Here is an 18,939-nt window from a genome sequence, read left to right as displayed (position 1 = left end):
CCGCTACGAGAAACGCGCCTACATCTACCTCGGCACCGTCACCCTCGCAGCTCTCGTCATCTGGCTCCGAACATGATCCAAGAAACAGTGCCTAGCCGACCCCGCGCGTCTGAAGCAGTAACAGGAGGAACCCTTGAACAAGTGGACTGCCTACGGAGCCATCGCCGTGGGTGCAGTGCTGCTCGGCCTCGACCTGGCCAACGCCCTCGCTTCCCCCTACTCGGCCTTCGCCGTCATCGCCGGGTTCGGCTTGGCTGTCGACGGGACGCGAAGGCTCATCGAACTGCGGCGTCAGCGTCGCCAGGACCCCCAGAGTTCCTAGGCCGTCACCTTGACCCGGCCCCCGAGCTGGTACCAGCGGGACCGCAAAGGTGGGAGTCGTGCCACTGCTCCGATTCGGCCGTGATCTCGTCGATGCTGCTCATACGCGAACCCCCTCGGTGCAGGCGGAGCACTGGGGCTTGCCGACGGCGTGCTCGGTCATCGCGTCGTGGCTGAGGTAGCGGCCGGGCTCGCCGAGATTGATGCCGCAGGCGGTGCTGTGACTGCTGCCCCATCGGTGCTGGGACAGGTGCCGGAAGTAGCTGTCCGCGTCGCTGATCCAGTCGCCATCGACGACTCCGTCGGTCAGCTGCGGGTTACCGATCCCGCGGTCGATGAACTGGCCCATGTCGTGTGTCAGCACACCGCCGCAAGCATCGCATCGTGTCGCGACCTTCACGCCCTGGGTGATCACCTGGCTCCTCTTCGCCGGATCCTGCCTCGAAGGGTGCTGTAACAGTTTTCGTTCGTCGCCCGCTTATCGTCGCCAATCACACGATGTGTCTTCGGCTGTACTTCGCTCAACGCAGTCGCGAGCGCGGCCGGCGCTTGACCAGGGGATGGTGGGAAGGCGACGGAGTTCGGCGGCCGGTCCGGCATCGAAGTCCAGGCGCGCGTTCCTGTCGTCACTGGTCGGGCGAAGAGAAGGCCCAGGACGTGCGGTTCGTCGGTCGCGATGGCCCCCGCTGGTTGCTACCAGACACCATCACTGGGGCAGGGGCCCGCTCCGGAGGCATCGGCGCATCGGGTGTTCCAAGGGCCCGTCTGGTGGGTCGTGTGCGGCGGCCCACCAGACAGGCTTGGCAGCAACTAATGGGCAGGGGTCTCCAGGAAGAAGTCGGCTACTGCTGTGGCTATGGCGGCGGGGGTCGTCTCGGGGCCGAAGTGGTCGAGCTTGGGATAGAGCTTCAGTTGGGAGCCGGACAGGATGTCGTGGATACGCGGGGCAGCGCGTCCGGCCCCGGTGCTCTCGACTTCCTTGCCCGCCATGAGCAGGACGGGCTGGGTGAGCTGCCCGTACTCACGGAAGGTGTTGTCCCGGGCGGTGATTTGGGCGTGTTCGAGTATCGCGGCGGGCAGCAGGGCGTGCTTCTGCAGCCGCTCGGGCTTCTTGAGGGCGAGGGGGAGGATCAGCCTCAGCAGCCAGCGCGGTGCCTTGCCGCTGGTCTCGGGGTTGACGCCCTGGACGAACGTCAGGAAAGCCTCGGCCGGCTTCCCGGCATCGAGCTGACTGCGGCACCGGTCGGCCCAGTCGATGGGGATGGAGCCGTCGATGGACACGCCGGGCTCGTAGACGGCTATGCGCTCGAAGGCGGAGCCGGCCAGTGCGGCCTCCAGGGTCAGGAAGCCTCCGAAGCTGTGGCCGAACACGAACCGCGCGCCGGTGACCGCACGGACGGCCTCGATGTCCGCGCACTCGGCCCCCGCGCTGTACGCGTCACCCTGTCGGCCGCTCGTACCGCGCCCTCGCCGCTCGATGACGTGCACTGTGAAGCGGTCCGCCAATGCCTCGGCGAACGCGTCGAAGTCGGCCGCGAGAGCGAACGCTCCGGGGACCACCAAGAGTCCCGGACCGGATCCGACGCTGCGGTAGCCGATGGTGGTGCCGTCGGCGGAGTGCACCGATCCCAGCGTGATGCCTGGCGCTATGCCATGAGTAGCCATTCAATCCCCCTGATTAAACGATCACATGAACCCGGGCACAGTACGCGCCAACCAACCGCAGCGGGAAGGTGTTTCGGATCGGAACGCCTCCACGGCCTCGCGCACCACCCCACCCCGCCGGCACGAACCAGCCGGTCGTTCACCTTCCACGACCGGCGTACATGCCGCCGCGCTACTGCGCCGGGCTCACTCCCGCGCGCGGCCCCAGGCGCCGGATCGGGCGTGTTTCACGGGCGGGTGCCCATCGGCGGGAAGGCGAGGCCCGTCGGCGTGTTGAGGCCGGTGGCCGGGAGGGTGGTCTGGCCGCCGCCCGTCTCCTGGACGCGGACCACACGGTTGTTGAAGCCGTCGGCGATATAGAGCCCGCCGCAGTCGTCGAGCGCGAGGCCGAGCGGGTCGCTGAGACCGGTGGTAGGAACGGTGGTCTGGCCGCCGCCCGGCGCGATCCTCACCACGCGGTTGTTGCCGCTGTCGGCGATGTAGAGGTCCCCCTCGGTGCTGAGTGCCAGGCCGGTCGGCTGGGAGAGGCCGACGGTGGGGATCGTGGACTGGCCGCTCCCGTCTCCTGCCACCTTGACGACGCGGTCGTTCACGAAGTCGGAGACGTACAGGTTCCCGGCGGCGTCCAGCGCCAGCCCCCAAGGGTGCAGCAGCCCCGTGGTCGGTACGGTCGTCTGTGTACCGCTCGACACGGACACCTTCACGACCCGGTCGTTGAAGCTGTCTGCGACGTAGAGATTCCCGGCGTGGTCGAGGGCGAGTCCCAGGGGGCGGGAGAGGCCGTCGGTGGGGACGGTGGATTGCCCGCCCCCGTGCGTCGCCATCACCACCACGCGGTTGTTGCCGGTGTCCGACACGTAGAGGCGGCCCGCCGCGTCCCAGACCATGCCCGTCGGCCGTACGAGACCCTCGAAGGGCACGGGCACCTGATCGCCGTCCTTCGTGGGGATGGCGACGATCCGGTTGTTTCCGTAGTCGGACACGTACAGGGGCGTGTGCGCGGAGGGCCGGTCGTCCGCCGACGGGGTCGCGCCCGCCGTCGCCGTAGGTAGCGTGCCCAGCGCCACGAGGCTCACGGCGGCGGCGAGCCGACGGGCCCATCGGCGCCTGGCAGACCCCTTTACGGGCTCGATCGTCACCGTTTTGGACCTGGCTGTCGTACGTGCCATGACTCCCCATCGGGTCTGAGCGGCCGGCCCACTGCCGTACCTGCGCCGACGATAGAAAGCGGCGTCGGTCGATGCGGTAACCACGCCGCCCGCCCTGCCTCGGGCCACTCCAATGTCCTGGACACCGACGTCAGGGGCCCGTACTCGCGGCGCCCGTCGGTGAATGCCTCCGCTCACTCCCCGGCAGGCCGCTCCCCACACTGCCCGCCACCAAACACCTCGACGATCTCCTCGGCGTCAACCACGTAGCCGCGGTCCTCGGCGCCGGCGCCCGCACCGCCCGCGCTTACGCCATGCGTCCTCCGCGCGCCCCGGACGCTGCCGAGCTGGACAAGGACGACGACGGCAAGCAGGGCTGAAGCGCCGGGCCACCAGGATTCTCGCCGGCTCCCGGCGGGGGCCGAGGGCGGCCGCGCGGGCCGGGACGTCGTGCACGTGCAGTCCAGGCGCAGGTGCTCGACGCGGTAGATGGCCTCGTCGAGGAGCCCAACGACGTGGTTGTCGTAGAGCAAGTAGACGAGGGAACAGCCTTGGTGTTCGCCGGTGACCAGGCCGAGGTTGTGCAGGAGCGGAGCTGGTGGAAGCAGGCGGAGGCTTCCGCGCCGACGGCTCCGGCGAGCTCTCCAAACGCGTAGGGCTTCGTCGCCGCCCGCGAGATTCGCTTCCTGTTCCGGCAACAATGAACCCTGTGGACCGTCTTTTGCACCTCGACCGCACGCTCGATGAGTTGGACCTGCCTCGCTGGGGGCCTCCTGGCTCTGACGCGACCCGCTTGGTGCGCAAGGTGCATGAGTTGCGGCGAGTTGCGCTAGGCGAACTCGGTCCGGCGGATCTACTCACCCTCGTCTCCCAGCGGGTCGCACTGTCCTACGTTCTTCCGCTCGCAGTGCGCTTGCTTCTTGATGAGCCGATGCTTGACGCCTATTTCTACGAGGGTGACCTGTTGCTTGCCGCTGTGAACGTCCCGGCTTCGGCCTGGGCCATGTTCCCGAACCTCGGGACGCAGTTGCGTACTGTGATCACGACCTTGCCGGATGCAGCGGTGGCCGGCCTGCCCCGCGACGCCGCCGAGGAGCTCGCCCGCTTCGTCGCCCGGCCTGAATCGCTTCGCTGACAGGTGAACGAAACCCTTGGACGGGATCACCGCACAGCCAGATCCCAGCGGGGCCTCACCGCCCCCTCGACTGCCCGGTCTTGTCAGTCGAGCAGTACGCCGGGGTTCAGGATGCGGTGGGGGTCCAGGGCGTCCTTGGCGGTGCGCAGTGCCAGTGCGAAGGGTTCCGGGCGCTGGAGGTCGTAGCCGGTGCGGTGGTCGCGGCCGACGGCGTGGTGGTGGGTGATCGTGGCGCGGTGGCGGTGCAGGACTTCGCCGGCGACGGCCTTGATGTCGTCCCAGACCGCGACCTCGTCGCCGGGGCGGCCGGCGACGGCCACGGTGAAGTAGGGGGCGGCTCCGTCGGGGTAGACGTGGGTCAGGCGGCAGTTGATGGTGGCCGGGTGGCCTGTGGCCTTCAGGGCGGCGGTGCCGACCTCGGTACGGACGGCGTCGATCAGGGCGGGGATCTTGTCCCAGGTGGCGGCGGTTTCGAAGGTCTCGACGACGGCGCCCATGCGGGCCAGGCCGTCACGCAGATAGGGCATGCGCAGGAACGCCGTGCGCCAGGCGCTGACGGCGGAGGCGGCCGAGGGGTCGCGGTCCGCCGGTGGCTCGTCGGCGCGGCCGCCGTGGGCGCTGGCCAGGTCCACGGCGGTGGCGAGGCGGTCGTCGACGGGGGTGGTGGCGGATTCGAAGCCCAGGAGCAGGACGGAGGAGCCGTCGTGGGAGGCGCTGGAGAGCAGGGCCTCGCCCGCGTCGAGCAGGCGGCAGTTGGCCGGGGCGAGGTCGGACTGGGCGATGGCGCGCACGGCGTCAAGCGCGCGGTGGAAGTCGGTGAAGGCAACAGAGGCGGAGGCTTTGTGGCGGGGGCGTTCCTGCAGGCGCATCCATGCCTCGGTGATGACGCCGAGCGCGCCCTCGGATCCGAGGAAGAGCCTGTCGGGCGAGGGGCCGGCGCCGGAGGCGGGCAGACGCCAGGACGTGCCGGCTGCGGCGGGCGTGATGACGCGCAGGGATTGCACGAAGTCGTCGATGTGGGTGTGGCCGGTGGCGTAGTGGCCGCCGGCCCGGGTGGCGAGCCAGCCGCCGAGGGTGGAGAACTCGAAGCTCTGCGGGAAGTGGCGCAGGGTCAGGCCGTGGGGCCGCAGCTGCTCCTCCAGTACCGGGCCCATGGCCCCTGCCTGGATCCGAGCCGAGCGGCTGACGGTGTCGATCTCCAGGACGCGGTCCATCGAGGTCAGGTCGAGTGACAGCACGGCGCGGTGGGCGTCGCCGCGGTACTCCACGCCGCCGACCACCGAGGAGCCGCCGCCGAACGGGATGACGGCCACGCCGTGCTCGCCGGCCCAGTCCAGCAGGTCGGCCACGCCCCGGTCGTCGGTCGGGTGGGCGACGAGGTCGGGGATCCTGCCGGGACGGGCGCGAAGGGCCCGGATGACGTCGCGGTACGCCTTGCCCATGGCGTGGGCGGCGCGTACCCGCGGGTCATCGGTGACCAGGTGCGCCAGGGAGGGCGGGGGTGTCATGGCGGGTCGGCCGATGGGCAGGTCGGCGATGCGGGGTATCGGCAGCGGGCGGGCCAGGGTGCCCGGCAGAAGGGCCCCCATGGCGGCGCATTCGGCGTCGTCGGGGTGGGCGTCGACATAGCCCCAGCCCCACCAGGAGCGGGTGCGGGCGGAGCGGGGCGCGGACGGGATCGCAGGCATGAGGGTGCTCCCAGTGGGGGTCCGATTTAACTTACCCATTGGTAAATTACCTTAGGGTAAGATCTGGTTCCATGACAACGCCCTCCTCCAAAGCCGGCACCAAGGGCGTGCCGAGAGCCGATCGCGAACGACAGATCCTGGCCGCGGCCACCGAGGAGTTCGGCCGCCACGGCTACGAGGCCACCACCGTGGCCGCCATCGCCGTACGCGTCGGCGTCACCAAGCCACTGCTGCATCAGTACTTCGGCGGCAAGCAGGACCTCTACCTCGCCTGCCTCGACCCGGTCGGCGACCAGCTGCTGGACGCCATCCGCGCCGCCATGGCCGCACACGACACCGACGCGCCGCCCACACCCCTGCGCGTCCTCACCGCCCTCTTCACCGCACTCGACGGCCGGCGCGAGGCATGGTTCGTCCTCTACGACCCCACACTCCCGCCCGGCAGCGACGCCGCCCAGCGCGCCGCGCACTACCGCGACGCCATCGACGACCTCGCCGCGACCGGCACCGCCGAACTCCTGCACACAGCCGGCACCACCGACCCGCTGGACGCCGACGCCCTCAAACACGCGTGGCGCGGCCTGTGCACCGCTCTGGTCCGCTGGTGGATCAACCACCCCGACCAGTCGCCCGAGGCCATGACCCGGCGCTGCGTCCGGCTCACCGAGGCCGCCCACACCATCCTCAACGCCGGTGACGACAGCACGTGAGCCGGACGGACGCCCGCCCTCCTGCTGTCGCAGGTGGCGACCCTCGCGCTGGCGTACTCGTCAAGGCCCACCGCTCGCGGCGTCGGGAGCTCCGGCTCAGGTAGCGCGTCGGCCAGGTGAGGCCGCCGATGACGGCCACGGCACGTACCTACCCCTCCGACGACAACGGTGGTGGCGAGGACGTCGAGCCGTCCGGAGGCCGCCCCCGGCCAGCCGGGTCCCGACCGCGAACGACAGGAACGGGGACCTCTGGTCCAGGGCAGTCGCGGGGCCGGGTTCGTTCAGGGCGGGGCCGAGATGAAGCAGGCTCCCGTACAGGCAGGACAGAGCGTGGTGAGCTTGCCCCGCTCCCCCGTGCCGGGCGGGAAGGTGTCAGGCGCAGCGGGGATGGATGGTGGCTGCGGGCGCCTGGGGGTGGGGTGGAAGTACCCGTCGCCCCAGTCGGAGTGAGGGTCACGATGCCGCTGGGCAGATCCACGTGGACACTGGTGGTGCGGGTAAGGTACGGCAGCACGACAGCACGACAGCACGGGGCGCAACGCGGACGGCCCACCCCCCGGTGTGTAGGAGCGGGCAGCCGGACGTATCGGTGCGATTTCCGTCGGGGCACTGGTGATGGTCTCTACAGTTGTCCCGTGGCCTCTGATGACTCTGATGACTCTGTTGACCTGGTCGAGATGATCCGGGAGCTGATGTTGGTTGTGCGTCCAGCCGGGACGCATCTCTCGCAGTCGAGCACTCCTGGTGGGAGTAGCGCTCTCGTACGGGATGACGACAACGTGCTCGTCACACATTCCGTGCTCTACCCGGCCGACGACGAGCTCGCCGCAGCCACGGCCGCGGCGACAGCCGAGGGCGTCAAGGCAGGCGTCGCGATGGGCATCAAGGTGGGCATCGCGGTGGGCGTAGCAGTCAGCGCCACGGTGGGGATCGTGGCTTTGAACGCCACGCCGCACGTCAAGACCAGGTTCAACGACCTCAAGTCGAAACTGAAGCGCAAGCCGCAGGACCCGGTCGATCGCCCTGACGAGGCCGGACCGGAGCAGCCTGACCATAGATGACGTAGCGGTCCAGCCGTAGGCGGCGCAGGAGCTCGCCGCTGGCGAGGAAGTCGTTCAGAAACCGGGCATAGCGTCTCCGACCGCCTGTCGTCGGTGCCCCTGCCATGTGAGCAGGACGAACTCGCGCTCGGGCGTGCCGGTGTAGCTGACGTCGACGTACGCCTCATCGACGGCGAACGGGCCCTGGCGGGGGGGCGGCGTCAGCGGGTGACCCGCGGGCCGGAACCAGGACCTGTCCGGGCGATCTCTGTGATGCGGTCGATCGCCTGGATACCTCGGTCCGGGAAGTTTCGTGCCGCGCTGGGTCGGGTTGTCCCATCCTTCGGGTGGATTTCCCGAGGCGTCGGAGAGCGGGGGCTCCGCTTCGAAGTATGTCGAGCCGATGCGGGCCTCGTTGATTCCGCAATGTGTGTAGAGGTCGAAGGGAATCGTCCGGGCGGAGGGTGTCGCACGGACGGCCGCTGCGCCCTCGTCGGCGCCCTCGTTGGCGTTGGCGGTGGCACAGCTGCGAACACCCCGGCAACCAGCTTGATGGCGAGGATGATTCGCCCGGTTCTCTCGGTGGTGGCCTTTCGGCGTTCGGGCCGACCCTACGGTTCCGCAGCTGACGGCTGCAGGCCACGACGGCTGGTGGTGGCCCGTCCGGGGAGTGAGGTCAGCCCGGCCGCCAGCTTGGAGGGAGGGGGACGACGTCGAGGAAGAGCGTTCGGTCCTGGAGTTCGGCGGGGGCGGCCGAGGAGGGCGGGAGGGTGGGGATCCGTTCTACCTCGCGGACGCGGAGGCGCAGCGGGGCGGTGCCGGGGGGAATGCGGAGGACCGACGGGGTTTCCGGGCTGTCGGTCGTCAGCCTGGCGGGCAGTGGGCGCCAGGCTGGTACGGCGGCCGTGGCCGGGGTCGGGGAACCGAGGTCGATGAGGTCTGTGGTGCTCGGGATGGTGCCGGCCGGGCCGTGGGCCTCTTCCAGGATGGCCTCGAGGCGGTTGGGCGGCCGGGGGGTGGTTCCCAGCAGCGAGATGCGTAGGTCGGGACCGGTGCGCTCGATGATCAGTCGGCGGTCGGGGAGGAGACGGACCGGGTCCGCCACCACGACTCGGGAGAGCGACATGCCGGGCAGGCTGTTGCGCTGGAAGCGGGCCAGGGCGAGCCGGACGAACGGGGCGTACGAGGGGGTCGCTGTGGGTGGGGTGATCTCGATGTCCGCGTACCAGCGGTCGCCGTCGCGGGTGACGGCGTAAGGGACCAGAAGTACGGACGTGCCCAGGTCGGCGGAGGTGGCGGGGGGTTCGCTGAATCCTGTGAACCATTCCTTGGTGGCGAGGGGAGGGAGGGGCTCGGACGCGAAGAGTGGGTCGCGGCCGACGCGGGTCACCTGGATGGCGGGGGCCGCGCCGGGTGCGGCGGACAGGACGGCGACTCGTTCTCCTTCTCCGGTCGCGTACCACGGGCCGGCGAGCTCCACGCGCAGTCGGTGGGAGGCGCGGACGCGCTCGATTCGCGAGGGGGTCGTCTGGGTGTCCCAGCGGAAGGAGGGTGTGGTCGACAGAAGCATCAGGTCCGGCGGGGAGGCGCTGGAGGGGATGGTGAGGGGGTCCTGGGGGCGGCTCAGTTGGAAGGCGTCGTCCGGGTCGTCTTCGTCGAAGTACGCGCGGAAGCGGCTGATCGCCTTGAGGGTGTAGGTGACCTTTCGGTGTTTGGTGTCGCCGAATTCGTGGCGGATGACCGGGGCGGGTGGGTCACCGCGTGCGACGGTCTGCGCGTAGACGTGCGCGATGCCGGCGTCGCGGTCGCCGTCGTTCGTCCATTCCCGCCAGGCGGCGGAGATCTCCAGGCGGCCGGTGCTGTCGGTGTTCAGACCAGTGGGCAGGAAGACGGGCCGCAGGACGGCGAAGGTCTCGCGCTCGCCGCGTGTGACCGGTGGCGGGGTCTGCCAGCGGGGTTCCGCCAGGGGGCGTCGGACGGCGTGCACCAGGTGGATCCGCCGGACGGGACAGAGCACCGGATGCCGGCCGTTGAGGACGGTGACCTCCCACTCGCTGTCGGGCAGAGGTACGCCGGAGGCGCTGACAGGTCGGTCCAGCCACTGCTTCACGGAGAAGTGGTCGAGGAAGCCGTCGGTGACGGTGGAGGAGAGTTCGAGGACCGCTTCCTCGGCTTTGGCGAGTTTCAGGTCCAGGTCGCCGTTCACCCAGCGGAGGGCGATGGGTGGAGTGGGGGTCGACTGCTCGGAGAGGGTGATCCGCTTGGGGGCCGCCGAGGGTCCGTTGTCCCAGGCGGACCGGTCGGTGATCGTGTCTGTCAGCCCGCCCGGGGCGGCGGGGACATGGGCGCTGACGCCGCTGGTCGCCGGGTCCGGGAGGGCGTCGTCGGGGTCGTCGGCGGCTTCGGCGCGCAGTGCGCGCAGGGCCAGTTGCCAGGTTCGCTCGGTGAACGCGGGGCCGGCGTCGTCCGGGTTCCCTTCCCGGGGGTCGAACACCCCGTGCTGCTCCGCGAGGGCGAAGCTGACGGTGGGCCTGTGCAGGGTGCGCCGTTCGACCGGCGGGTACTGGGGGTGGGCCGCGCTGAACTGGGCGGCGTTCATGCCGAGGTCGCTGCGGACGACCAGGCGGTCCAGGGCCGCGCCGGCGCCGAAGGTGCCTTCGTGGCTGAGCCGGGGTGGCCTGATGGGGTCGTTGCGGGCGTACTTGACCGTGTCGGTGGCGGCCGTGGGGCCGGTCAGTTCATCGAGGCTCGGGCCGCCGCCGGTGAGATCGGCGATCCGTATCCGCATCGCGTACCTGATGACGAAGCGCAGGCGGGGCAGGGCGCCGTCGACGGGGCTGAAGGCCCAGCGGAACACGTACGGTGGTGCGGTCGCCGGGTCGGGCTCCGGCAGGGGGGCGCCGCCGAGCAGGTTCACGAACGGCACCGCCAGGCTCCAGCCGTCCCAGCGGACGACCACTTCGTCCGCGTGCAGCCGTCCGTCGGGGGTCTTCACCGCCGCGTAGGGCTTGACGTGCCCTTCCTCGGGCAACGCGGGGTCGCCCAGGGTGATCACCTGGCCGTCGGCGTCCTCGACGGTGTAGGACGCCTGGCGTGTGCACAGCGGGTGCCACTGCTCGTCGTCACCGGCCCGGATGTCGACCCGGTAGCCGAGCACCAGGTCCTCGGCGGTGAGTTCGGCGCCGTGCAGGCCGGCCCCGAGCCGACCCGCGGCGACTCCGGCGCGGGCGGTGAAGTCGGACTGTCGGTCCGGGCGGATGAGCATGAGCCCGCCCGTGCGCAGGTCCGGCAGCGCGGGCCGGCGACTGTCGTCGGTGTCCAGGGCCCTGGCCTCGGCGCGTAGGGCGTGTACGGCTCCGTCGACGTCGATCAGGCTGAGGGCCCAGGGTGGGGTGGCGCCTTCCGTCCAGTCGAGGAGGCCGACGCCGGACAGGTCGAGAAGTCCGTGGCGGATGCCGCTGGAGCCGTTGGCGGGCGCCGGCCAGAAGCCCGTACCGGTGAGGTCGTACTTGGTCCAGGGCGAGCTGATGTCGATCGGCAGGTCCGTGCCGCGGATGCGCAGGAACCGCGGGCCGGTGCCGATGTCCAGGTCGGCCCGGTCGGCGCGCAGCTCGAACACGAGCCCGAGGGCTTCGAGGACCGCAGGGTGCTCGCGCAGGGTTGCCACGGTCCGGTGGAAGTCGAGGGCGGGCGGCAGCGGCGGGAGGGGCGGTTCGGAGTCCGCGGACGGCGGCAGGGGGGTCTTCCACTGCTCGATCCGCCGGCGCACGGCGTCCTCGCCGTCCTCGCCGTCGGCCGGCTCGCGGGTCAGGATGCTCGTGCACTCCCGGTACGACATCACGACGGCACGGGCGTCGGCATACGTCGTCGCGACGCGCGGAGCGGGCTGCTCCGTCGGTGTCCAGTCGTCGACCGCCCCGGCGTCGCCGTCGAAGAAGGCGTGCCAGGCGTCGCTGTTCGCGACCGGGTCGTACCGCGGGGCGTGTTCCGCCTCGCGGACGCCCTCGGCGGTCCGGACCTCCAGGTCGAACGTGGCGTCGGCAAGCAGGGACGGCCAGTCCTGGAGACCGAAGTCGGAGAGGGCGCCCGCGGCCAGCCGGGGCACGACGAGGACGCGGATCCGGGCCGCCGGCTGCGGGCCCCCGGTCAGTCCGGCGGGCACCGCAGCCCAGACCAACGTGCTCATCGCTACCGCCGTCCCGGGTAGACGCGGGCCAGACCGTCGGCGCAGGCCGTGGCGAGCAGCTTCCCGTCGGGGCTGAAGGCCAGGTCGTTGACGGTGGCCGGGTGGACCAGCCGGGCGAGCTCGGTGTCGTCGGCTGTGTCGACGATGACCACCGTCGGTTTCGGTTCGTCGTTGACGAGCGCCAGCTGCGGGTCGGTCGGGTGGAACAGAAGCCGGGTGATCGTCTGCGGCAAGGTCAGGGTCCGGATCTTCTGCGGCGGGTCCACCGCGACGTTCCACAGGTGAACGGCCTTGTCCTTGCCGGCGGTCGCCAGGAGCTTCCCGTCCCGGCTGAAGGCGACGGCGGTGACATCGCTGGTGTGCTGGGAGCGCCCGATCTCCTTGCGGGTGGCGGTCGCGATGATGAGCACCACGCCGTCGTCCCCGCCGGTGGCCAGGACCGAGCCCTGTGGGTCGAAGGCGATCGCCCTGAGCTTGCCGTCGTGGGGAAAGGCGACGAGCTCAACACCCGTGTCCGGTGCCAGGATCCGGGTCGAGCGGTCCGAGCAGGCGGTCGCGACGAACCGGCCGTCGGCACTCGCGGTCACCCGAGTCACCGGCTGCGGGTGCTTGAACCTCCAGACCTCCTCCCCGTCGTCGAGGGCGAGTCGCCGTGCCGTCTTGTCGCGGGAGGCCGTGAGCACGTCGCCGTTTCCGCCGGAGAGGAGGAAGGCGACTGCTTCCACCGGCGCGGTGTGCGTGACGATCCACCGCCGCTCGCCCGTGTCGGTGCGGAACAGCCGGACACCGCCGTCCGCGTTGCCGGTGACGAAATGGTGGCCGTCCGGACTGAACTCCAGGGAGCTGATCTGCCCGGGAAGCTTCTTCTCCAGGACCAGCTCGCCCGTGTCGGCGCGGAACAGCGATGCCTTGGCTTCGGGGTCTTCACCGGCCGCGACGGCCAGCGGCGCGGAGGCCGAGGTGAGGGCGATCTGCTTCACCGGGCCCTCGAAGGCCAGGCTCGACACGCTCGTCGGGGCCATGCTGCGGATGTAGAGCTTCTGGGAGCCCAGCCCGCCGAGCGCGAGCCGTTGCCCGTCGCGTGAGAACGCGAGGCTCAGCGCGCCCGTCGCCTCCTCCCACACGGTGGTGCCGAGAAGGGTGTTCACGACCTTCACGCCGCCGGCATCCGCGATCGCGATCTCCGGGAGGACCGGATTGAACCGGGCCCGGGCGGGGGCGGTGACCGGGATCGAGAAGCGCCGCCCGCCGTCGGACAGGTCCCAGAGGACCATCGTCTGGGGATCGACTCGGAGCATCCGCCGGCCGCCCTTGCCGAGGATCGTCACCGCTGTGCCCGGCAGCGGATCCTGGAGAGCGACCGTTTCGAGGATGACCCCGTCCTCCGCCCTGAGGGTGAACACCTCGCGTTCCGTCGTGACGACCAGTGCCGTCTCGTCGGCGGTGAAGGCGAACGCCGTGACGGCGGCGGGCAGCCCTGTCATCCAGCGCATGGACCCCGCGGTCACGTCGACCAGCACCATGCGGGCCGAGTCGGCCGCCGCCACGCGCTGGGAGTCGCGGGTAAACGCGGCGGGCAGCTGCGAGACGACGGTCGGGAACCCGGTCCTGAGACTGCCGTCAAGCGCGTCGAGCACCAGGAGGCCGTTGCCCGAGCCCGCCAGCAGCTTGCCGTCGGGGCTGTGGACCAGGCGCTGTACGTCTTTGGCCGGGTCGTCCCGGGTCCATCGCACGATCATGGAATCCACTGCCCGTACCCAGATCCGGCGCGGCGGCGGGGTCCAGCCGACGGTGTGGAGGCCGGCTTCCTCTTCGTTGAACCGCTTGCATTCCTCGCGGTCCCAAGGCGGGACGTCGCTGCAGTCGAGGAACTCGACGAACTCCTGGATGGGCTCCACCCTCCCGTCCCCACCGGCCCCGGCCACGAGCTGCCCGTCCGGGCTGATCACGGCGGACGTCGTGTCCAGGGCCTCCATCGACCAGCGGATCTCACCCGATTCAGTGTTCAGGACGGACACTGCCTGGGTGTTGTAGGGGCCGACCATGCCGGCCGCCCCGAACGCGACCAGGCTCAGCCCGTCGCCGCCCCAGGCGATCTCGGACGGAACGAAGCCCAGCTCCACCTTCGCCAGCACCTCACCGATCTCGCTCATGCCTGCACTCCTGTCACAGCATTCCGGTCACACCGGTGCGAAGGCCGCCTGGTAGGCCCGCCAGCGCGCCAGCCCTTCGTCGGCGGCGGGCGGCGCGGGCGGAGCGAGGGGCGCGGGCGGAGCGGGGTCGGCGCTCCCGCCACCCGCCAGCACCCAAGTGCCGCTGTCGAGTTCGACGCTGGCCGAACACAGCGTGAAGTCGACCTCGATCGTCAAGGTGGCCCGGCCCACCAGGGCTTTGGTCGCCGACTGATAGGCCAGCGAAATGCACAGCTCGACCGACACCGAGATCAGGCCCAGGACTTCGACGCACCCGCCGATCCGCAGGTAGCCGGTGAGCGTGAACTCGCCGTCGGCCAGCTCGAACCGGATCCCGCCGAAGGCGTGGACCTCTCCGCGGGCCACCACGAAGTCGACGGCGAGCATCGCTCCGAACTCCAGCGCGGCCTCAAGGCGCCGTAGTCCGCGGTGGTCGAGTTCCATCTCCAGGTATCCGCCGCCGCCGAACATCAGAACGGCAAGGGTGAACGGGTTGTCCCGGCTCGCGAAGCCGAAGGCGACGGACACCGGCTGCCCGTCGAACGGGACGGCGATCTCGGTGCTCACCTCCAGGTTGGTCATGATGAACGCGCCGGCGGTGACCGAAGGCAGCGGCAGCGAGTAGCTCGACACGAGCCCGTCCGGGTTCACCTCGATCTGCGGCGCGAGGTCGGACAGGTCGACGGCCTCGGCCAGTTCCTGGAGGAGTTGCAGCGCGCCGAGGAACTCCACCTCGACGCCGTCCAGCGCGATCGAGGGCGGCGAGCCGCTCTTCTGGGTGAAGGTCATGGCGGCGAACTGCACCTTCAGCAGCGGAGCGGACGGCCTCGGCAGCACGAGGGCGAAGTCGGTGACCTCGCAGTGGGTGTCGGTCCCGTCGGCCGATGCCGTCACGGTCAGGTCGAGCGTGCTCACGCCGGTCGGACGGAACGCGCCGCTCGCCTTGAGGTGTACGTCGTTCCACGCCATCTTCGCGGCCGGCGGGCGGCCCGGCACGAGCACGGAGGTGACGGTCGGCGGCTTCTTGAGGTCGGTGACGAGGTCGATCAGCCGGAAGCCCAGCAGGTTGGCCTCCGGGGGGAACAGCCGCGCCGGATCGATCTTGTCCGTTCCCGGGGCGGGCCGCGCCGCGGAGTTCACGGGGCCGAGGTCGCGGGATACCGCGTCCGTCGTGAACCGCGGGGCCACCAGACCGCCCGAACGGTCGCTCCGGCCGACGAAGTCGATGTCGACCGGGGGGTCCAGCTTCAGCACCAGGTCGTGCGAGGCGCCCTGGCTCAGGTACTGGGGGGTGAACTCGACCCGGCGCGGTTCGTCCTTGCCCAGCAGTGTCCGCAGCGCCGGCAGCCGTACGTCGAGACCGGTGAGGACCGGTCGGTATCCGGTGGCGTCCAGTGTGCCCCCGACGGTGATGCCCTGGACTTCGTGGACGTCGCTGTCGCGGGGTGCCGTCGACCGGACCAGGTCGATCGGGATGCCGGGGAGCCGTAGGGACTGCGGGCTGAAGACGTTCCCGAGGTGCTGTGCCAGGGCGGGGTGGGTGAGGGAGGTGAAGCCTGGTTTGGCGACGTCGGCGACGAAGAGCAGCGGCATGGCGAACCGGATGTCGCCCTTGGGAGCCGCGCAGCGTACGGGGAATTCGACCGGACGGCCGCCGTCGGCGAACGTGGGCTTGAAGAAGACGCCGAGGTGCGTCTGGCCGGTGGCCGGGTCTGTGAAGCTCTGCCAGCCGGCGCCGACGAGGCCCACGTACACGAGGTCGGTGATCTCGACGTCCCCGAACGGGAAGGCGCGGGCCACCGGTCCGTCCGGCGGCGGTCGCCGGACGGGTTCGGTGACGGTGAGGACGAACACACTGCGGAGTACGGCCGCATGGCCGGCCGTCGGGTCGAAGACGCGCTCGCTGAACTCCACGTACCGAGCCCGGTGGCCCAGCGGATAGAGCACGCCGGACGTCTCCGTCCGGACCCTGACGTCCCGGCCGAGCACCGCGTCGTGCTCCCACTGGAAGGTGTCCCACCGGCCGGCGGCCGTCAGGGTGCCGCCCAGAGCGCTCAGTTCCAGCCGGGTGGCGCGTACGGGCTGCGCCGGTGTGGCCTTGCCGGCGAGCCGGTCCCGGCCCACCTGGCCCAGCGGTACGGAGAACCCCGGATCCGGGGACTTCGCGATCGCCGGGTCGACGGCGTGCAGCGCGAGGGAGGCGTCCTGGACGGTGGTTCCCGGATCCTGCCGCAAGGAGTGGAGGCGGGCGCGCCAGAGGCCCGAGACCCCGGCGACGGTCAAGGGGAGCACGGGGTGGTCGGAGGTGATGTCCTGGCCGCCCTGGCGGTCCTGCAGGGCGAAGACCATCCGCCAGGGAAGTTCGACGGCGGTCTCCGCGGCGATCGGTCGGCCCCGGCCCATGGCCTGCAGGATGCCGTCCACGGTGGGCACGAGGGTCGTGCCGGGCGGCAGGGCGAAGGCGATCCGACTCGGCCCGGACAGCATTCCGTTCCAGACGGGTACGAGGGTGCCCGAGGCCGCCGACAGGGTCTGCGGGGCCGGCTGCCCGGGCAGAGAGGTCTCCTCGGCCACGTGTTGGGGCGGGAAGGAGACCATGAGCCGGGCGTCGCCGCCGGTGGCCTTGAGGACCGGCATCCCGTCGGGGCGGGTTTCGGCCACGGTCAGACCGGACCACGAAACCCCGAGAAGAAGATGGTCCGAGGATCGGACGAGGAGGAAGCTCGACACGGTGACCACCGGCCGGGTCGGGTACGGATCAGGCGTCGGCCTGCTCCGTGAAGTGCTGGACGAGGGCCGCCTGGATCTGCTGCAGGAACAGGGTGTTCTGTTTGATCTGGGACAGCCGGGTCGTGGCGTGGGCGGCGTACTCCGGTCCTTCCACCGCCGAGGCGAGGAGGAAGGCGGCGAGTACGTCGATGCCGCGCGCCGTGTCCGCGAACTGGCCCACGGAGACCAGACGGCGGTCGAGCGGGACGGCGTCGTCGGCAACCACGTCGGTGACCAGCGACGGCTGCCAGGCGTCCACGTTGTTGAGCGAGTGATGGGTGTCGAACCGGACGGTGACCGTCTCACCGGCGGGCACGTCGACGCTGTACGAGCCGTCGTCGTGGGTGTAAGCATGTTCGATGAGCGTGAGGTCGGGGCGGTAGACGCTGACCTTGATCATGACGATCGGCTCGTCCCCGGTGATGGTTCGCACATGCCCGTGCATGCGAGTCTCCTCTCGGGCGCGGCCGGGAATCTCGTCGAGGATGTGCGGGGGCGGGTGCGGCCGACGCATGCAAGTCTGATTGAAATGCGAACGTCTGAGGACTCATCCAGGCGCACCTGATTCCAGATTCGCCCCGTGCGCAGACCATGTCAATTTCGGGTCAAGGGACGCGTCCGCGCTTGACCTGTATCCAAGCAGCGCGGCAGCGGATCCGGGAGCAGCATGGAGAAAGAGGGGGTGTGGCGCACAGGAGGTGACATCCATGTCCGTCGAGGCGATCCGCTTCCGTCTCAACTACGAGGGACAGGACGTCTGGCTGGTCTCGGAACAGCGGGTCGAAATGACGCTCCCCCCGTCCGACGAACTCGGCGAGGGCGAGCATTCGGGGTTCTGGTACGAAACTCGAGACGGTGACGATCAGGTCCTGTACCGGCGCGTGATCGGCACTCCGATTCGTTACGACTACGAGGTGTCCGATCCCGACACGGGCCAGTTCACGCGGGTCCCGGCAGGGTCGGTCGCCGGCGACTTCGCCTTGCTCACACCCGGCGACCTGAACGCGCGCTTCCTGGTCCTTTACAGCAGCCCACTCGACACGGAAAGCGACGCGGAAGCCGCGACCGAACTCGCTCGATTCGACCTCTGGAGCGAATGAACATGGGCGTGAACGACGGCACGGTCATCGGCTCCGAACTTCTCCTGGACCACGGATCCCCCATCGACCGTTGGAACCTGACGATCGTGTCCGAGGGCTACACGGAAGATCAACTCCCCAACTTCCGTTTGCACGCGCTGGAGTTCGTCACGCTCCTCCTCGCGACGCCACCGTTCGCGGGCCCGTCCTCCGCGATCAACGTCTACCGCCTCGATGTGGCCTCCACCCAGGAAGGGGCGGACGATCCCGCGCCCTGCGGCACCGGCACCACCGCTGACACGTATTTCGACGCCAGATTCTGCGGCAACGGTGTCGACCGCCGCACACTCGTCGTCGACAGCACACTGACGCAGAACACCGTGTACGCCGAACTCCCGTGGTCTCACGCCATACTCGTCATCGTCAACAGCCCTCTCCCCGGCGGCACGGGAGGCAGTGTCGCCACCACGAGCATTCACCCCAAGGGCATGGCGACCGGTCTCCACGAGATCGGCCACATGGCTTTCGGCCTGGCAGACGAATACGACTACTCCAGCACCTGCGCGGAGTCCGGGCGCGACTACCATCCAGTGGTGGAGCCCGGAGCTGCCAACGTCACCATCAACACCCTTTTCTCCACGCTCAAATGGGGCCACCTCATCGACCCCTCGACACCCATGCCCACCTCTACACGTGATGATTGCAGCGAGTGCGAAGGACCGGGACTCTCCCCGGTATCCCCTGGGACCGTCGGCGCCTTCACCGGGGGCAACCACTACCACTGCGGTGTCTTCCGCGGCGAGTACGACTGCAAGATGCGCGCGTTTGGCGAGCCCTTCTGCGCGGTGTGCCAGGAACGTATCAACGACGTGCTCTTCCCGTTCTTGCCCTAATACTCCAGCAGGATTTTGCTGTCTGACCTGCGGGTTTCGCTGGGCGGCTGGAGTGTAGCGGGGCTTCGATCGTGCGGGGGCGGTCTCACGGAGACCGCCCCTCGATCGTGTGA

Annotated in this window: 15 protein-coding genes; 6 read left to right on the top strand and 9 right to left on the bottom strand. The window is 70.0% G+C overall.

Features of this window, described 5'->3' with window-relative positions; translation table 11 throughout:
• Positions 1-133 precede the first annotated feature (133 nt).
• Complete coding sequence (locus ACFVZH_RS38340) at positions 134-322, top strand: hypothetical protein (RefSeq protein WP_384904987.1); 189 nt, start codon at positions 134-136, stop codon at positions 320-322.
• Positions 323-421: 99 nt separating this feature from the next.
• Here ACFVZH_RS38340 and ACFVZH_RS38335 read toward each other — a convergent pair whose 3' ends face one another.
• From ACFVZH_RS38335 to ACFVZH_RS38320, 4 genes are all read right to left on the bottom strand, one after another.
• Positions 422-736 carry a hypothetical protein gene (locus ACFVZH_RS38335; RefSeq protein WP_384904985.1) on the bottom strand — a complete coding sequence of 105 codons (315 nt, stop codon included), beginning with the start codon at positions 734-736 and terminating at the stop codon, positions 422-424.
• Positions 737-1,131: 395 nt separating this feature from the next.
• Complete coding sequence (locus tag ACFVZH_RS38330) at positions 1,132-1,944, bottom strand: alpha/beta fold hydrolase (protein WP_384904983.1); 813 nt, start codon at positions 1,942-1,944, stop codon at positions 1,132-1,134.
• A 269-nt stretch (positions 1,945-2,213) separates the two neighbouring features.
• Complete coding sequence (locus ACFVZH_RS38325) at positions 2,214-3,125, bottom strand: SMP-30/gluconolactonase/LRE family protein (RefSeq protein ID WP_384904981.1); 912 nt, start codon at positions 3,123-3,125, stop codon at positions 2,214-2,216.
• A gap of 203 nt (positions 3,126-3,328) precedes the next feature.
• Complete coding sequence (locus ACFVZH_RS38320; RefSeq protein ID WP_384904979.1) at positions 3,329-3,667, bottom strand: hypothetical protein; 339 nt, start codon at positions 3,665-3,667, stop codon at positions 3,329-3,331.
• Positions 3,668-3,834: 167 nt separating this feature from the next.
• On the opposite strand from ACFVZH_RS38320, the gene ACFVZH_RS38315 reads away from it, so the two are divergent.
• Positions 3,835-4,269, top strand: coding sequence for a contact-dependent growth inhibition system immunity protein (locus ACFVZH_RS38315; RefSeq protein ID WP_384904989.1), 435 nt, complete (start codon positions 3,835-3,837; stop codon positions 4,267-4,269).
• 83 nt (positions 4,270-4,352) lie between these two features.
• Here the strand turns inward: ACFVZH_RS38315 and ACFVZH_RS38310 are convergent, their stop codons facing one another.
• Positions 4,353-5,957 carry an FAD-binding oxidoreductase gene (locus tag ACFVZH_RS38310; protein ID WP_384904977.1) on the bottom strand — a complete coding sequence of 535 codons (1,605 nt, stop codon included), beginning with the start codon at positions 5,955-5,957 and terminating at the stop codon, positions 4,353-4,355.
• 71 nt (positions 5,958-6,028) lie between these two features.
• Here ACFVZH_RS38310 and ACFVZH_RS38305 point away from each other — a divergent pair, with 71 nt between their 5' ends.
• Positions 6,029-6,667 carry a TetR/AcrR family transcriptional regulator gene (locus tag ACFVZH_RS38305; protein ID WP_384904975.1) on the top strand — a complete coding sequence of 213 codons (639 nt, stop codon included), beginning with the start codon at positions 6,029-6,031 and terminating at the stop codon, positions 6,665-6,667.
• Between the two features lie 635 nt (positions 6,668-7,302).
• Positions 7,303-7,728 (top strand): hypothetical protein, encoded by a 426-nt coding sequence (locus ACFVZH_RS38300; protein ID WP_384904973.1) that lies wholly within the window; start codon positions 7,303-7,305, stop codon positions 7,726-7,728.
• A gap of 655 nt (positions 7,729-8,383) precedes the next feature.
• Here the strand turns inward: ACFVZH_RS38300 and ACFVZH_RS38295 are convergent.
• The 4 genes from ACFVZH_RS38295 to ACFVZH_RS38280 all read right to left on the bottom strand — a co-directional run bounded on the left by ACFVZH_RS38295 (position 8,384) and on the right by ACFVZH_RS38280 (position 17,299).
• Positions 8,384-11,893, bottom strand: a complete 3,510-nt coding sequence (locus ACFVZH_RS38295) for a hypothetical protein (RefSeq protein WP_384904971.1) — start codon at positions 11,891-11,893, stop codon at positions 8,384-8,386.
• 2 nt (positions 11,894-11,895) lie between these two features.
• On the bottom strand, positions 11,896-14,046 hold the full coding sequence (locus ACFVZH_RS38290; RefSeq protein ID WP_384904969.1) for a WD40 repeat domain-containing protein: 2,151 nt from the start codon (positions 14,044-14,046) through the stop codon (positions 11,896-11,898).
• A gap of 27 nt (positions 14,047-14,073) precedes the next feature.
• Positions 14,074-16,746: a hypothetical protein gene (locus tag ACFVZH_RS38285; protein ID WP_384904967.1), complete on the bottom strand. Its 2,673-nt coding sequence runs from the start codon at positions 16,744-16,746 to the stop codon at positions 14,074-14,076.
• Positions 16,747-16,843: 97 nt separating this feature from the next.
• A complete protein-coding gene (locus ACFVZH_RS38280) occupies positions 16,844-17,299 on the bottom strand; it encodes a carboxypeptidase regulatory-like domain-containing protein (protein WP_384904965.1) in 456 nt (151 codons plus the stop codon).
• 262 nt (positions 17,300-17,561) lie between these two features.
• Here ACFVZH_RS38280 and ACFVZH_RS38275 point away from each other — a divergent pair, with 262 nt between their 5' ends.
• Both ACFVZH_RS38275 and ACFVZH_RS38270 read left to right on the top strand, forming a co-directional pair.
• Entirely contained in the window at positions 17,562-17,954 is a 393-nt protein-coding gene (locus ACFVZH_RS38275; RefSeq protein WP_384904963.1) for a hypothetical protein, read from the top strand.
• A 2-nt stretch (positions 17,955-17,956) separates the two neighbouring features.
• Entirely contained in the window at positions 17,957-18,826 is an 870-nt protein-coding gene (locus tag ACFVZH_RS38270; protein ID WP_384904961.1) for a M64 family metallopeptidase, read from the top strand.
• Positions 18,827-18,939: the final 113 nt, after the last annotated feature.

Origin of the sequence: Streptomyces sp. NPDC059534 (genome assembly GCF_042743475.1) — a bacterium.
In the GTDB taxonomy this organism is placed as follows: domain Bacteria; phylum Actinomycetota; class Actinomycetes; order Streptomycetales; family Streptomycetaceae; genus Streptomyces.
This window is presented reverse-complemented; position numbering and strand designations above follow the sequence as displayed.